The sequence below is a fragment of the Kribbella sp. NBC_00482 genome, assembly GCF_036013725.1.
Classification (GTDB): Bacteria; Actinomycetota; Actinomycetes; order Propionibacteriales; family Kribbellaceae; genus Kribbella.
Window position 1 is genome coordinate 8,866,118 of the sequence record NZ_CP107881.1, and the last position, 14,793, is coordinate 8,880,910.

The 14,793-nt window shown below is 68.1% G+C and carries 15 protein-coding genes; 2 read left to right on the forward strand and 13 right to left on the reverse strand.

Annotated elements, in window-relative coordinates; genetic code table 11:
* The 13 genes from OHB24_RS42525 to OHB24_RS42585 all read right to left on the reverse strand — a co-directional run bounded on the left by OHB24_RS42525 (position 1) and on the right by OHB24_RS42585 (position 10,784).
* A complete protein-coding gene (locus OHB24_RS42525) occupies positions 1-432 on the reverse strand; it encodes a DUF2550 domain-containing protein (RefSeq protein WP_327636666.1) in 432 nt (143 codons plus the stop codon).
* Between the two features lie 94 nt (positions 433-526).
* Positions 527-928 carry a F0F1 ATP synthase subunit epsilon gene (locus tag OHB24_RS42530; protein WP_131346353.1) on the reverse strand — a complete coding sequence of 134 codons (402 nt, stop codon included), beginning with the start codon at positions 926-928 and terminating at the stop codon, positions 527-529.
* A 1-nt stretch (position 929) separates the two neighbouring features.
* The gene (atpD, locus tag OHB24_RS42535) at positions 930-2,384 is read right to left on the reverse strand and encodes a F0F1 ATP synthase subunit beta (protein ID WP_327636667.1); all 1,455 of its coding nucleotides are present in this window, start codon (positions 2,382-2,384) and stop codon (positions 930-932) included.
* 5 nt (positions 2,385-2,389) lie between these two features.
* Positions 2,390-3,301 carry a F0F1 ATP synthase subunit gamma gene (locus OHB24_RS42540; protein WP_327636668.1) on the reverse strand — a complete coding sequence of 304 codons (912 nt, stop codon included), beginning with the start codon at positions 3,299-3,301 and terminating at the stop codon, positions 2,390-2,392.
* 6 nt (positions 3,302-3,307) lie between these two features.
* Positions 3,308-4,945, reverse strand: coding sequence for a F0F1 ATP synthase subunit alpha (atpA, locus tag OHB24_RS42545; RefSeq protein WP_327636669.1), 1,638 nt, complete (start codon positions 4,943-4,945; stop codon positions 3,308-3,310).
* 91 nt (positions 4,946-5,036) lie between these two features.
* Entirely contained in the window at positions 5,037-5,834 is a 798-nt protein-coding gene (locus OHB24_RS42550) for a F0F1 ATP synthase subunit delta (RefSeq protein WP_327636670.1), read from the reverse strand.
* Positions 5,834-6,406: a F0F1 ATP synthase subunit B gene (locus OHB24_RS42555; protein WP_327636671.1), complete on the reverse strand. Its 573-nt coding sequence runs from the start codon at positions 6,404-6,406 to the stop codon at positions 5,834-5,836. The genes OHB24_RS42550 and OHB24_RS42555 overlap by 1 nt, the downstream gene beginning before the upstream one ends.
* A gap of 30 nt (positions 6,407-6,436) precedes the next feature.
* Positions 6,437-6,658: an ATP synthase F0 subunit C gene (gene atpE, locus OHB24_RS42560; protein WP_198682801.1), complete on the reverse strand. Its 222-nt coding sequence runs from the start codon at positions 6,656-6,658 to the stop codon at positions 6,437-6,439.
* A gap of 94 nt (positions 6,659-6,752) precedes the next feature.
* Entirely contained in the window at positions 6,753-7,535 is a 783-nt protein-coding gene (atpB, locus tag OHB24_RS42565) for a F0F1 ATP synthase subunit A (protein ID WP_327636672.1), read from the reverse strand.
* Positions 7,536-7,665: 130 nt separating this feature from the next.
* Positions 7,666-7,881, reverse strand: coding sequence for an AtpZ/AtpI family protein (locus OHB24_RS42570; protein WP_130387318.1), 216 nt, complete (start codon positions 7,879-7,881; stop codon positions 7,666-7,668).
* A 90-nt stretch (positions 7,882-7,971) separates the two neighbouring features.
* Entirely contained in the window at positions 7,972-8,436 is a 465-nt protein-coding gene (locus tag OHB24_RS42575; protein ID WP_327636673.1) for a hypothetical protein, read from the reverse strand.
* A 204-nt stretch (positions 8,437-8,640) separates the two neighbouring features.
* Positions 8,641-9,759, reverse strand: a complete 1,119-nt coding sequence (locus OHB24_RS42580; protein WP_130387316.1) for a glycosyltransferase family 4 protein — start codon at positions 9,757-9,759, stop codon at positions 8,641-8,643.
* The gene (locus tag OHB24_RS42585; RefSeq protein ID WP_327636674.1) at positions 9,759-10,784 is read right to left on the reverse strand and encodes an L-threonylcarbamoyladenylate synthase; all 1,026 of its coding nucleotides are present in this window, start codon (positions 10,782-10,784) and stop codon (positions 9,759-9,761) included. The genes OHB24_RS42580 and OHB24_RS42585 overlap by 1 nt, the downstream gene beginning before the upstream one ends.
* Positions 10,785-10,892: 108 nt before the next feature.
* Between OHB24_RS42585 and OHB24_RS42590 the strand changes: the two genes are divergently transcribed.
* On the forward strand, positions 10,893-11,918 hold the full coding sequence (locus OHB24_RS42590; protein ID WP_327636675.1) for an adenosine deaminase: 1,026 nt from the start codon (positions 10,893-10,895) through the stop codon (positions 11,916-11,918).
* A gap of 17 nt (positions 11,919-11,935) precedes the next feature.
* Positions 11,936-14,743 (forward strand): AfsR/SARP family transcriptional regulator, encoded by a 2,808-nt coding sequence (locus OHB24_RS42595; RefSeq protein ID WP_327636676.1) that lies wholly within the window; start codon positions 11,936-11,938, stop codon positions 14,741-14,743.
* The last annotated feature ends 50 nt before the right edge of the window (positions 14,744-14,793 follow it).

A 14,793-nucleotide genomic window follows, 5' to 3' on the forward strand; every position in this document is an offset into this window, starting at 1 on the left:
TCAGAGGTAGGTCTGGGTGCTCGGTGGAGCGGATTCCATCCAGGCCAGGACGCCGGTGAGGGCTTCTTCGGTCATGGCGAAGTGGACGGTGCGGTCGCGGAGGTCGGCGTCCACGATGACGTGGCCGGCGTACGTGACCAGGGGCTCGTTGCCCATCGGGCGGCGGGTGGCGATGCCTTCGAGCTGGCGGCGGTTGACGACGAGCTTCGGCCACCAGGCGAGGCTGAAGACGCGGAACCACTGCAGGTCGTCGCCGACGTACCGGGCCAGCCCGAGGGCCCAGCCGCGGCCGTGTTCCTTCTGCGCGAGCTGCAGGCTGCAATCAAAAGTTCCGCCGTCCCTGGACAACCAGCGACGGCGGAACGCGACGATAACGATGAACAGTACGGCGGCAAGCAGACAGACCCCGATGACGTCGAGGACTATCCTCATACCTTGCCGACCCCATTTCCGGTGCCCGTGTTCGGTACTGCCCCGGGCACCCCGGGAGAACCGTACTAACGATATTTGATTATGGCAGGTCGGGTCAGGACGTCTGCTCGGCGGCCCGAACCCTGGCCTCGGCGAGTCGCACCTCGTCGGCGTCGGCGTCGGCCAGGCCGGCCGCCATCGCCTGATCGAGCTCGCGACGCGCCTCTTCGAGGTCGATGTCGTGACCCATCTCGGCGTTCTCGGCCAGGATCGAGACCCGGTCGTTCGCCACCGAGATGAACCCGTCCGGCGCGGCCGCGACGAAGTACTCGTCGTCGACGGTCCGCACCTGGACGGTGCCGCCCTGCAGCAGGCCCAGCAACGGCGCGTGGCCGGGCAGGATACCGACGTCACCGTCGGTGGTGCGGGCGATGACGATCCTCGCCTGCCCCTGCCAGACCGTCCGCTCCGCCGCGACGAGGGCTACCTCGAGGTGCTTCGCGGAATCATCGGCCATGTCAGTTTTCCTTCTGCAGCTCGGCCCACTTGCGCTCGACGTCGTCGAGCGAACCGACGTTGAAGAACGCCTGCTCGGCGATGTGGTCGCACTCGCCGTCGGCGATCTTCTTGAAGGACTCGACGGTGTCCTTCAGCGGCACGGTGGAGCCCTTGATGTTGGTGAACTTCTCCGCCATGTAGGTGTTCTGGGAGAGGAACTGCTCGATCCGGCGCGCCCGCGCGACGGTGATCTTGTCCTCTTCGGAGAGCTCGTCGACACCGAGGATGGCGATGATGTCCTGCAGTTCCTTGTTCTTCTGCAGGATCTGCTTCACCCGGACGGCCACGTCGTAGTGCTCCTGGCCGATGTACTGCGGGTCGAGGATCCGCGACGTCGAGGTCAGCGGGTCGACGGCCGGGTACAGACCACGCGACGCGATGTCACGGGAGAGCTCGGTGGTCGCGTCGAGGTGGGCGAAGGTGGTCGCCGGCGCCGGGTCGGTGTAGTCGTCCGCGGGCACGTAGATCGCCTGCATCGAGGTGATCGAGTGACCCCGGGTCGACGTGATCCGCTCCTGCAGCACGCCCATCTCGTCGGCCAGGTTCGGCTGGTACCCCACGGCCGACGGCATCCGGCCGAGCAGCGTGGAGACCTCGGAACCGGCCTGGGTGAACCGGAAGATGTTGTCGATGAAGAGCAGCACGTCCTGCTCCTTCACGTCGCGGAAGTACTCCGCCATCGTGAGGGCCGACAGGGCGACGCGCAGCCGGGTGCCCGGCGGCTCGTCCATCTGGCCGAAGACGAGCGCGGTGTCCTTGAAGACGCCCGCCTCGTCCATCTCGGTGATCAGGTCGTTGCCCTCACGGGTCCGCTCCCCGACGCCGGCGAACACCGACGTACCACCGAAGTTGTGGGCGATCCGGTAGATCATCTCCTGGATCAGAACGGTCTTGCCGACACCCGCACCGCCGAACAGGCCGATCTTTCCGCCCTGCACGTACGGCGTGAGCAGGTCGAGCACCTTGATGCCGGTCTCCAGCATCTCGGTCTTCGACTCGAGCTGGTCGAAGGCCGGCGCCTTGCGGTGGATCGGCCAGCGCTCGGTGATCTCGAACTCGGACTCGTCCTGGTTCAGGCACTTGCCGGTCACGGACCAGACCCGGCCCTTGGTGACGTCGCCGACCGGCACGGAGATCGCCGCGCCGGTGTCGCGCACCTCGGCGCCGCGGACCAGGCCGTCGGTCGGCTTCATCGAGATCGCCCGGACGATGTTGTCGCCGACGTGCAGCGCAACCTCGAGGGTGATCGTCTGGGTGTTGTCGCCGATGGTGATGTCCACCTCGAGCGCGTTGTACATGTCCGGCATCGCGTCCGCTGGGAACTCGACGTCGACGACCGGGCCGATCACCCGGGCGACGCGACCGATGCCGGTGGCACCCGCCTCGTTGTTCTTCTCGGTAACCGTGGCAGTCATCTCTCTCACTCGCTCCCGGCGTTCGCGTCGGCCAGCGCGCTGGCGCCACCGACGATCTCGCTGATTTCCTGGGTAATTTGGGCCTGGCGGGCCTGGTTCAGGTCCCGCGTGAGCTTCTCGATCAGGTCCTGCGCGTTGTCCGTCGCCGACTTCATCGCCCGCTGGCGGTTGGCCAGCTCCGACGCCGCCGCCTGCAGCATGCAGAAGTGGATCCGGCTGGCGACGTACTTCGGCAGCAGTCCGTCGAGCACCTCTTCGGCCGACGGCTCGAACTCGTACAGCGGCAGGACGTCGTCGGCGGCCGGCGCCTCCTCGCCCTCGACGACCTCCAGCGGCAGCAGACGGATCACGTCCGCGCGCTGGGTGAGCATCGACACGAACCGGGTGAAGACGATGTGGATCTCGTCCACGCCGCCCTCCTCGGTCGGGGTCAGGAAGGCCTCGATCAGCGCGTCGGCGACCTCCCTGGCCCGGGCGAAGCTCGGGTTGTCGGACTCGCCGGACCACGACTGCGCGATCTCGCGCTGCCGGAACGTGTAGTACGCGATGCCCTTGCGGCCGGTGACGAACGGAACGATCTGCTTCTCGTCCTCGCGGAGCAACTGGTTCAGCCGCTCCCCTTCGCGGATCACGTTGGCCGAGTACGCACCGGCCTGACCGCGGTCGGAGGTGATCAGCAAGACCGCGGCGCGGCGCGGGTTCTCCTTCTCGGTGGTCAGCGGGTGGTCGACGTTCGAGAACGTCGCCACCGCCGACACGGCACGGGTGAGCTCACGCGCGTACGGACCGGCCGCCTGGGCGCGCTGCTGCGCCTTGACGATCCGGGACGCCGCGATGAGCTCCATCGCCCGGGTGAGCTTCTTGATCGTCGAGACCGAGGCCTTGCGATCACGAAGCTCCCGCAGATTGGCTGGCACGGTCGATCAGCCCCGCTTCTGCCGGACGATCTGCTCCTGCTCCACGTCGCTCTCGTCCATCGCCTCGGCTTCCGCCTCGGTGCCGAGCAGCGTGCCCTCGGAGGTCTGGAACGTCGGCTTGAACGCCTTCAGCGCCTCGATGACGGCCTGTGCCTCGTCGTCGCCGAACAGCCCGGACTCACGGATCCCGTCGAGCACCTTGCTCTCCCGGCGCAGGTAGTCCAGGAAGTCCCGCTCGAAGCGGAGCACGTCGTTCACCGGTACGTCGTCGAAGTGGCCCTTGGTACCGGCCCAGATGGAGACGATCTGGTCCTCGACCGGGTACGGCGAGTACTGCGGCTGACGGAGCAGCTGCACCAGGCGCTGACCGCGGTCGAGCTGGCGCCGCGAGGTGGCGTCCAGGTCGGACGCGAACATCGCGAAGGCCTCCATCGCGCGGAACTGCGCCAGGTCGATCTTCAGCGAGCCGGACACGTTCTTCATGCCCTTGACCTGCGCGGCGCCGCCGACCCGGGACACCGAGATACCGACGTCGATGGCCGGCCGGATGTTGGCGTTGAACAGGTCGGACTGCAGGAAGATCTGGCCGTCGGTGATCGAGATGACGTTGGTCGGGATGAACGCCGACACGTCGTTGGCCTTGGTCTCGATGATCGGCAGACCGGTCATCGAGCCGGCGCCGAGCTCGTTGGACAGCTTCGCGCAGCGCTCCAGCAGACGGCTGTGCAGGTAGAAGACGTCACCCGGGTACGCCTCGCGGCCCGGCGGGCGGCGCAGCAGCAGCGACATCGAGCGGTACGCCTCGGCCTGCTTGGTCAGGTCGTCGAAGACGATCAGGACGTGCTTGCCCTGGTACATCCAGTGCTGGCCGATCGTCGAGCCGGTGTACGGCGCGACGTACTTGAAGCCGGCCGGGTCGGACGCCGGGGAGGCGACGATGGTGGTGTACTCCATCGCGCCGGCCTCTTCGAGCGCACCGCGGACCGACGCGATCGTCGAGCCCTTCTGGCCGATGGCGACGTAGATGCAGCGAACCTGCTTCTTCGGGTCGCCGGACTCCCAGTTCGCCTTCTGGTTGATGATCGTGTCGACCGCGATCGCCGTCTTACCGGTCTTGCGGTCGCCGATGATCAGCTCGCGCTGGCCACGGCCGATCGGGATCATGCCGTCGATCGCCTTGATACCGGTCTGCAGCGGCTCGCGGACCTCCTGGCGCTGCATCACGCCGGCGGCCTGGAGCTCGAGCGCGCGGTCGCCCTCGATGCCCTGGATCTCGCCGAGGCCGTCGATCGGCTTGCCCAGCGGGTCGACGACCCGGCCGAGGTAGCCCTCGCCGACCGGCACCGACAGCACCTGACCGGTACGGCGGACCTGCTGGCCCTCCTCGATCCCGTCGAACTCACCGAGGACGACGACACCGATGTCGCGGACGTCGAGGTTCAGCGCGATACCCCGGGTGCCGTCCTCGAACTCGAGCAGCTCGTTGGTCATCACCGAGGGCAGGCCCTCGACGTGCGCGATGCCGTCACCCGCGTCGACCACGGTGCCGACCTCTTCGGCGGCGGTGTCGGCCGGTTGGTACTCGGTGACGAACCGATCCAGGGCGTCCCGGATCTCCTCCGGCCTGATCGTGAGCTCAGCCATTGTGTTTCCTGCTTCCTTGACCCTTGCTGGCCTGTTGTGGCTCTAAGAGGCTTTCCCGACCCTTAGCGCCGCTGTATGTCGTTAAGGGGGTTCAGCCCGCGATGCGCCGTTGCGCGTCGTCGAGCCTGGCCGCGATGGTTCCGTCGATCACTTCGTCGCCGATGTCCACCCGGACGCCGCCGACCACGTGCGGGTCGACGATCACGTTCAGCTGGATGTCCCGGCCGTACTGCCGTCCGAGCGCCGCCGCGAGCCGGGTGCGCTCCATCTCGGTCAGGTCGGTGGCCACCCGCACGGTCGCGATGCTGGCGTTCCGCCGGGCCGCCGCGGCGACCTGGTAGGACCGCATCGACGCCGCGAAGGAACGGCCGCGGCCGTCCACGGCCCGCTCGGCGAGGCGCACCGTGGTGGCGTCGGCCTTGCCCTGCAGCAGTCCGCGGATCAGCTCCTGCCGGTGCTCGGCCGGGATGCCCCGGTCGCCCAGCTTCTCGGCCAGGGCACGCTCGGCAGCAACCACCCGGTCCAGCCGGAACAGCTCGTCCTCGAGCTCGTCGAGCTTCCGCCGGGAGTCGGCGTAGGCCACCTCGGCCTCGACGCTGAGCTGGTCCAGAGCGTTACCGAGATCCCGGCCGCTGACCCAGCGACCGGACACCGCGACGGACAGGATCTCCAACGCCTGGGGGGAGATCTTGCCGCCGAACAACTGCCCGGCCAGTGCGGACTTCGTCTGGGCCGGCCGTGCCGGGTCGGTCAGGGCGCGCCGGAGCGCGCCGCTGCCGTCCAGCAGCTTGGCGATCGAGAACAGCTCGCCACCCAGGCCTTCGGCCGGGGTCGCACCCGCCAGGGCCTGCTCGGCCCGGGCGAGTGAATTGTTCGACGCGCCGCGCATCAGCTGTCCGTTCCGACAGCCTGACGGGCGGACTCCGACTCTTCCAGCTCGGCCAGGAACCGCTCGACGGTCCGGCGCTGCCGGGCCTCGTCCTCGAGCGACTCACCGACGATCCGGCCGGCCAGCGTGGTCGCCATCGTGCCGACCTCGCCGCGCAGCGAGGCAACCGCCTGCGTCCGCTCGGCGTCGATCTGCGCGCGGGCGTGGGTGACGATCCGCTCGGCCTCGGCGTTCGCCTGCTCGCGCATCTCCGCGATGATCTGGGCGCCCTGTTCGCGGGCGTCCTCGCGGATCTTCGCAGCTTCCTGCCGGGCCTCGGCCAGCTGCGCGTTGTACTTGTCCAAAGCCGCCTTCGCCTCGGCCTGGGCCGCCTTGGCCTCGTTCATCCCGCCTTCGATCGCCGCGGTCCGATCGGCGTACGCCTTCTCGAACTTCGGTACGACGACCTTGGCGAAGGCGATGGCCAAGAGGACCAGGAAGACGAAACCGAAGATGATCTCAGCCGTGTGCGGCAGCAGCGGGCTCGGCGCCTCGTCCGCGGCCTCTGTCAGCGGCAGAACTAACGTCAGCATGTCTGGGTCCTGTCAGTCAGGGGGAAGGGGTCAGCCCTTGAACACGAAGGCGAGGGCGATACCGATGATCGCGAGCACCTCGGTGACGCCGAAGCCGATCCACGCGATCGACTGCAGCTTGCTCTGAGCCTCGGGCTGACGCGCCGTGCCGTTGATCACGGCGGCGAAGATCAGGCCGACGCCAACACCCGGGCCGATGGCAGCGAGGCCATAGCCCAGAACGGCGATGTCACCGGTGATTGCGAGAGCCATGTTGCTCACCATTGCGGTGTTTCCTTTCAGTACGGATAGCGGCTATCCGGGATTCCGTTACTACCGGTCTAGGGGTACTGCGGGGTGGTGCGGGTCAGTGCTCGTCGGCGATCGCGCTGCCGATGTACTGCGCGGTGAGGACGACGAAGATGTAGGCCTGGATGGCTTGCACGAACAGCTCCAGGCCCGCGATCGCCAGCGCCATCAGCAGCGTGACGATGCCGACGCCGCCGATCGCGATGCTGCCGGAGTGCAGGACCATGTACTCGCCGCCGAGCACGAACACCAGCAGCAGGATGTGACCGGCGAACATGTTCGCGAACAACCGCAGGCTCAGCGAGATCGGCCGGACCAGGATGTTCGAGATGAACTCGATCGGGATCATCAGCGGCATCAGCCACGCGGGCACACCGGCCGGCATGGTCTGGTGCTTGAAGTAGCCCCACAGGCCCTTCTTCTTGATCCCGACCGCGTTGTAGATGACCCAGCTCATGACCGCGGCCACGTACGCCCAGCCGATGTGGCTGAACGTCGGGAACTGGATCAGCGGGATCGTCGCGGCGACGTTGTTCAGCAGGATGAAGAAGAACAGGCCGGTCAGGTACGGCACGAACCTCATGTAGTCCGCGCTGCCGATCGCGTCGCGGGCGATCGAGTTCCGGACGAAGTTGTAGCCGAGCTCGCCGGCGAACTGCAGCTTGCTCGGCACGATCGCGGCCTTGCGCGACGCACCCCAGAAGAACCAGACGATCACCACGACGGACAGCGCGGCCACCAGCACGGGCTTGGTGAACCAGTCGACACCGTGGATGATCGGAGTGGTCTCGAAGTTCTGTGGACCGGGTGGGATGAACTCGGTCGGAACGCCGGCGGTCACCGGGTCTCCTCTCGCGTCGTGCTCAAGTCGGACGCCTGGAAGTCAGGGGCAGGGCGGCTCAGGGCAGTGCAGCTCAGGGGGCGGTCAACAACGTCAGACCCGGTCGAGATCGTAGTGATCAGATCCGAGGTCAGGACCGCGACCCGTACCGGAAGTGCAACATCAAGATGGTGAGCCCGGCACCGAGGACGATGCCCACCGGAAGCAAGAATTCGGTGCCGAAGAGGCGATCCAGCCCGAAGCCGATGCCCCCGTAGACCAGGACACCGCCGATCAAGTAGGACAGGACCCGCCAGCCGTCGCCCGAATTCGGGGGTGATGGCTTCGGATCCTGATGCTCGCTCATTGGCACCCGAAACGTACCAGTTGGTGACATCGACGGTCACATCGGCCCCAGTAATCTCCACCACAGCAGGCGAAACGTTACCCAGGGTGCTCACGCCGTCACCTCCTTGTCGAGGTCGTAGATCGGCACGCGGAGCCGGGACCAGGCCCAGATCTCGCCGGCCATCCAGCCCATCACGACGACCATGGCCACCAGGCCGAGCACGGTCAGATTCACGTGCCTGGCCAGGCCGTCCGAGTTCAGCGCGAGCGCGAGCAGACCGCCGAAGATCGCGATCCGGCCCGTGTACGACGCCATCGCGACGGCGAGCTGCATGGTCGGGGAAGTCTTGCGGGAAAGGTGCAGCGCGAGCAGGCCGGCGCCGGAGAACACGACGACCGTCAGCAGTCCCAGCAGCGCACCCAGGAGGCCGGGAACTCCGGCGGCGACCGTGGACACGGCGGCGGCGTTCACGCCGACGACCAGGGCGGCGACCAAAGCGCCGCGCAACATCACCAACGCCGGGTGCTTGGTAGCTTGTCCGGCGATTTTCGGGCTGGGGGCCGAAGGAGCCATCTGGTGGTTCCGTCCTGCTGGCGTGCTGGTCTCGCGGCCAGCTCGTCGGGTGGGCGGGGTCAGGGGTGTCGCTGTTCTTTGCTGGTGCTTGTGAAAACTAGCACAAAGTCTGCATGGTCAGCAAAACGAGGCCCCTGCCGCTGTACAGCCACACCTTATCGGTAGGCCACACCGGCGAGTGGTCTGGTCCCTCTCAGCCGGTACTCAGACTTTGGCGAGCGGTTTCCCGGATCGTCGCGGCAGGCCGGTCGTGAGCAGGACCGCGGTGACCGCGACGGCCAGGACGACGAGGGCGGTCCACCAGGTCAGGACGAGGCCGAGGACCACCACGCCGTACGCGATCAAGGCGGTCCACAGGTACATCAGCAGGACGGCCCGGCGGTGCGAGTGGCCGCGTTGCATCAGGCGGTGGTGCAGGTGCTGCTTGTCCGCGGCGAACGGTGAGCGGCCGGCCTTGGTACGGCGTACGTAGGCCATCGTCAGGTCCAGCGCGGGGATCGCGAGGATGGCGATCGGCAGCACCAGCGGGAGCAGCGCGGGCAGCAGGCTGGAGCCGCCGACCTCGTACGGGACCGCGTTCGGGTCCATCTGGCCGGTCAGGCTGATCGTCGACGCGGCCAGCATCAGGCCGATCAGCAGGGCGCCGGAGTCACCCATGAAAACCCTGGCGGGGAAGAAGTTGTGCGGCAGGAAGCCGAGGCAGGCGCCGGCCAGCGCGACCGTGATCAGGGTCGAGGTGGTGGCGCGGTCGAGGTTCTCGTGGACGTTCAGCAGGTACGAGTAGACGAAGAACGCGGTCGCGCCGATCGCGGTGACGCCGGCCGCGAGACCGTCCAGGCCGTCGACGAAGTTCACCGCGTTGCAGGACACCAGCAGGATGCCCGCGGTCAGGACGGCGAGCTGCGCGGGCGACGGCGAGATCACGCCGCCGGGCAGCGGCAGCCAGTACAACTGGATGCCTTGGACAACGAGTACGCCGACCGCGAGCACCTCGCCGGCCAGCTTGGTGATCGCGTCCAGCTCGTACAGGTCGTCGACCACGCCGACGGCGCAGATCACCACGCCGCCGACCAGGATCGCGCGGGCGTCGTGCGCGACCTGCAGGCTGTTGCCGAGGAACGGCAGGCTCGACGCGACCGCGAAGCCGGCGATCAGGCCGCCGAGGATGGACAGGCCGCCGAAGTACGGGATCGGGACCTTGTGCACGTCCCGGGCCCGGACTTTCGCGACCGCGCCGTACCGCAGCGCGATCTGCCGGGCCACGCCGGTCAGCAGGAAGGTCGTGGCCATCGCCACGAACAGGACCAGCAGGTACTCGCGCACTAGTCCGCAGGCCTCACATCAGGATCGGTCTTACCCTCGTCCTCCTTGGACGCCACAACCGACTCCCCAGTTGGCCCAACATCCGCCGACTTCTCATCCGCAGGCGTGTCCTCCGCAGGCTTCTCGTCCGCGGGCTTGTCCTCAGCCGGCTTGTCCTCCGCGAGCTTGTCCTCCGCCGGTTGGTCTTCCACCGGCTTGTCGTCCGCGAGCTTCTCGTCCGCGAGCTTGTCCTCCGCCGGTTGGTCTTCCACCGGCTTGTCGTCCGCGGACTTCTCGTCCGCGAGCTTCTCGTCCGCGAGCTTCTCGTCCGCGAGCTTGTCCTCCGCGAGCTTCTCGTCCGCCGGCTTGTCTTCTGCCGGCTGGTCTTCTGCGGGGTTTTCGTCGGTTTCTGGGGTGACTTCGGGGACTACTGCTTGGAGTTGGTCGAGGGTGAGGGCGCCGATGCGGATCACGCGGGGGGTGTCGCCGGTGAGGTCGACGATGGTGGACGGTTGTCCTCCGGTCGCCTCGCCGCCGTCGAGGTACACGGCGACGGACTCGCCCAGCTGCTCCTCGGCGTCGTACACGTCCAGCGCCGCCGGCTGCCCGGACTTGTTCGCGGAGCTGACCGCGAGCGGCCCGGTCCGCGACAGCAGCTCGCGGGTGTTCTCGTGGTCCGGCACGCGGAGGGCGACCGTGCCCTGGGTCTCCCCCAGGTCCCACATCAGCGACGTCTGCGCGTGGCAGATGACGGTCAGCGGCCCCGGCCAGAACTCCTCGCAGAGCTTGCGGCCGTTGTCCGGCACATCGGTGGCGAGCGCGTCGAGCGACTCCACCACCGAGATCAGCACCGGCGGCGGCATGTCCCGGCCGCGTCCCTTGGCGTCCAGCAGCCGCTGGACCGCGTCGGCCTTGAAGGCGTCGGCGGCAAGCCCGTACACGGTGTCGGTCGGCAGCACGACCAGGTCGCCGGCCTCGATGGCGTCCACAGCCGCGCGGTACGCCGGTGCCAGTTCGTCCCCGGTGAAGTCGAAGCGCTCACTCACGGAGTGAATCGTGCCACTCACGCGGGCCCCGACCCTAACCGGGTCGTAGTTGACAAACGCTTGTCAGCTTTCCGGGCACCCGGCCGCCGAACTCCCTAAGATCCCCGCATGACTGTGTCGCGTGAGTTCCTTGCCGGGTTGCCGAAGGCCGAGTTGCACGTCCACCACGTCGGGTCCGCGTCGCCGCGGATCGTCGCCGAGCTGGCCGCCCGGCACCCCGAGTCGCCGGTGCCGACGGATCCGGCCTTGCTGGCGGAGTACTTCAAGTTCAGCGACTTCGCCCACTTCATCACGATCTACCTGAGCGTCGTCGAGCTGATCAAGACGCCCGAGGACGTCCGGCTGCTGACCTACGAGATCGCCCGCGAGATGGCCGAGCAGCAGAACCTGCGGTACGCCGAGCTGACCGTGACGCCGTACACCTCGGTGGTCCGCGGCATCGCCGCCGAGGCGTTCTGCGAGGCGATCGAGGACGCGCGGGTCGCGGCCGAGAAGGAGTTCGGCCTGGTGCTGCGCTGGATCTTCGACATCTCCGGTGAGGCCGGCCTTCCGGCCGCCGACGAGACCCTGCGGATCGCGACCAAGATCCGGCCGGAGGGCCTGGTCGGGTTCGGGCTCGGCGGGCCGGAGATCGGCGTACCGCGGCCGCAGTTCCAGCCGCACTTCGAGGCGGCGGTCGCCGAGGGGCTGCACAGCGTCCCGCACGCGGGCGAGACGACGGGTCCGCAGACGATCTGGGACGCGGTGCGGCTGCTGAAGGCCGAGCGGATCGGCCACGGTACGTCGACGATGCAGGACCCGGCGCTGGTCGAGTACCTCGGCGAGCACCGGATCCCGCTGGAGGTCAGCCCGACGTCCAACATCGCCACCCGCGCGGTCGACTCGTACGACGTCCACCCGCTGCGTGCGATGGTCGACGCCGGACTGGTCGTCACGATCAACTCCGACGACCCGCCGATGTTCGGGACGGACCTCACCAACGAGTACGCCGTCGCGGCGCGGCTGCTCGACCTGGACGAGGCCGGTGTCGCCGACCTGGCCAAGACCGCCGTCCAGGTGTCCTTCGCCGAAGACTCGGTGAAGTCGGCCCTGGTGGCCGAGATCGACACCTACCTAGGTGAGAACGCGGTGTAGCTGACAGACTGTTGTCCGTGACAGAGGACCTGCGGCTCGACCTGCTTGGTCCTCTGCGCGGCTGGTCGGGCGATCGGAGGCTGGAGCTCGGGCCGCTGCGCCAGCAGGCCTTTCTGGCGGTGCTGGCGCTCCGTCCGAACCAGGTGGTTCCGGCCGACGAGTTGGTCGAGCTGGTGTGGAACGACGCGCCGCCGAGCAGCGGGACCCGGATCGTTCCGACGTACGCCTACCGGTTGCGGCAGTTGCTGCCGAAGGACGTGCTGGTCAGCTCGCGCGACGGGTACACCCTGCGGATCGCTCCGGACGCGCTCGACCTGACCAGGTTCGAGCGGTTCGTCAGTGCCGCACATGCAACCGACGACCTCGACACGGCGGCGGCGAACCTGTCGGATGCCCTTGCGTTGTTCAAGGGTGAGCCGTTGGGCGGCCTGCCCGGGCACTACGTCGCTGTCGAGCGGCACCGGCTGACGGAGCGCCGGCTGAAGGTGCTGGCGGAGCGGATCGACCTCGACCTGGAGCGCGGCCGGTACGGCGACCTGGTGCCGGAGCTGGTTGCGCTGGTCGAGGCTGATCGCCTGCGTGAACAGTTCGCCGGACAGCTGATGCTGGCCTACTGGCGCAGCGGCCGGAGTTCCGAAGCGCTTGACACCTACACCCGGACACGGGAGGAGCTGGTCGAACAGCTCGGTGTGGAGCCCGGTCCGGCGCTCCGGGCGATCCACGAACGCATTCTGCGCAACGACGAGCCGGTTGCCCGTCCGGTGCTCCGCGACGAGCTGCCGTACGACGGTGCGGCGTTCGTCGGCCGTGACGACGTACTGACCCAGGTGGTCGACGCACTGCGCACGCCAGGACCTGCGGTCGTTGCGATCGACGGCATGGCCGGTGTTGGCAAGACTGCGCTCGCTGTACGCGCTGCACGTCAGCTGGCGGACGTCTACCCGGACGGGCGGCTCTTCATCGATCTGCACGGTTACACTCCCGGCAACGAGCCGGTGTCCGCGTTGCAGGCCTTGGATCGCCTGCTGCGCACGCTGTCCGTGCCGGCGGACCGCATCCCGGCTGAGCTCGAGGAGCGCGCCGCACTGTGGCGTTCTGAGCTGGCAGGCCGCCGCATCCTCGTAGTGCTCGACAATGCACCCGACAGTGCCGCAGTACGGCCGTTGCTGGCCGGGAGCCCGCAGTGTGGCGTGCTGGTGACCAGTCGACGGCAGCTGACCGGTCTGGACGCTACTGCTCGGCTAGCGCTCGACGTACTGCGGCCAGAGGACGCACGGGAGCTACTGGCGGAGATCGTCGGACCGGACCGTGCCGGCGACACAGCCGCCGCGGCACGGGTAGTCAGCCAGTGCGGGCACCTGCCGCTAGCGATCCGGGTGGCTGGTTCGCGGCTGCGGCATCGGCCGAGCTGGACGATCGAGCACCTCAGCAAACGACTCGACGCCGAGGACAGGCGGCTGGCCGAGCTCAGCACGGACAGCGGTGGGGTCTCCCCCGCGTTCGCCTTGTCCTACGAGCATCTGCCGTCGGACCAGCAGCGCCTGTTCCGTTTGCTGGGCGCCATGACCGGCCAGGACGTCGACATGTACGCCGCTGCAGCGCTGGCCGATGTGGACGCGGTCGACGCCGAGGACCTGCTGGAGCAGCTCGTCGACGCCAACCTGCTGTTGCAGCTGCATCCTGGCCGTTTCCAGTTCCACGACCTGCTGCGGCAGTACGCACGCACGCTGGGCCCGGAGCCGGACGCAGTACGGCGTTTGCTCGACTACTACCTCTACGCGACATCTGCCGCGAGTACGGCGATCTTCAGCAGCCAGCTGCAACCGCTGCCGGAGCCGGTGCCGGTGCGGTTGCCTGAGTTCACGTCGGCGTCCGACGGGCTGGAGTGGATCGATACAGAGGGTGCGAACGTGCTGGCGACGATCCGGTTCGCCGAGGCGAGTGGGGCGTCGGACCATGCATGGCGGCTCGGTCTGGCGGTGGCGTCCTGCTTCTTCCAGCGCGGCCGGGTCTACGAGATGGACGAGGCGCTGGAGCTCGCGCTACGGGCCGCTCCGGACGCCTCGGTGGAGGTACGGGTGCTGTTGTCGATCGGCAGCCTCGGCCGGTACCGCCGTGGCGCTGAGGCGAGTCTGCGGACACTGCAGGACGCACGCGACAGGCTGCCGCAGGACGCGGACCTGGCGTTGCGGGCACGGCTGCTCGCGTCGATCGGCTACAGCCTGGCGAAACTGGATCCCGACGACGAGGCGCTCGGCGTACTCGATGACGCCTTGAAGGTCGCTCGGCAAGCTGGTGAGGTCGGTATCGCGTCGCGGGTACTGGCGTACCTGGGGGTGACGTACGGCGACCGCGGAGAGTTCACTCGGGCGCTGTCGGCGTACCAGGAGTCGCTGGAGCTGGGGGATCCCGCTGTACGGGGAGAGGTGCTGAACGGGATCGGTGAGTGTCTGCTCGAGCTGGACCGGGTGGACGACGCAGTGCAGGCTCTGACGACAGCCAGGGACCTGGGCCTGGAGCGTGGAGCCGACTACAGCCTCATCTACACGTACGCGTTCCTGGGTACGGCGTACGCGCGGAAGCGCCAGTGGGCCGAGGCGATCGACGTCGGACGCAGGTCGCTGGAGCTGGCGTTGGAGAGCGACTCGAAGCAATCGCAGCAGAACGCGTACCTGCGGCTGGCTGAGACGCTGCTGGCGAAGGGCGATCCGACGCAAGCACGACCGCACTTTGCGCGCGCGTTGGAGCTAGCGCTCGACGAGGGACCGGAGTCGATTGTGCTGCGGGCAGCCAGTGGACTCGAGCGGACCGCCGCCGCCGCTTGAGGTGTGATTGGCTGGTGCAGTGCGGAGAGTCTGTGGGGTGCTGGCCGTCG

Coding starts and splice junctions, on each gene's coding strand:
- OHB24_RS42575 (WP_327636673.1), bottom strand. CDS start 8,436: ATGGCTCCTTCGGCCCCCAGCCCGAAAATCGCCGGACAAGCTACCAAG.
- OHB24_RS42525 (WP_327636666.1), bottom strand. CDS start 432: ATGAGGATAGTCCTCGACGTCATCGGGGTCTGTCTGCTTGCCGCCGTA.
- atpE (WP_198682801.1), bottom strand. CDS start 6,658: ATGGCTCTCGCAATCACCGGTGACATCGCCGTTCTGGGCTATGGCCTC.
- OHB24_RS42570 (WP_130387318.1), bottom strand. CDS start 7,881: ATGAGCGAGCATCAGGATCCGAAGCCATCACCCCCGAATTCGGGCGAC.
- OHB24_RS42530 (WP_131346353.1), bottom strand. CDS start 928: ATGGCCGATGATTCCGCGAAGCACCTCGAGGTAGCCCTCGTCGCGGCG.
- atpA (WP_327636669.1), bottom strand. CDS start 4,945: ATGGCTGAGCTCACGATCAGGCCGGAGGAGATCCGGGACGCCCTGGAT.
- atpD (WP_327636667.1), bottom strand. CDS start 2,384: ATGACTGCCACGGTTACCGAGAAGAACAACGAGGCGGGTGCCACCGGC.
- OHB24_RS42555 (WP_327636671.1), bottom strand. CDS start 6,406: ATGCTGACGTTAGTTCTGCCGCTGACAGAGGCCGCGGACGAGGCGCCG.
- OHB24_RS42590 (WP_327636675.1), top strand. CDS start 10,893: ATGACTGTGTCGCGTGAGTTCCTTGCCGGGTTGCCGAAGGCCGAGTTG.
- OHB24_RS42550 (WP_327636670.1), bottom strand. CDS start 5,834: ATGCGCGGCGCGTCGAACAATTCACTCGCCCGGGCCGAGCAGGCCCTG.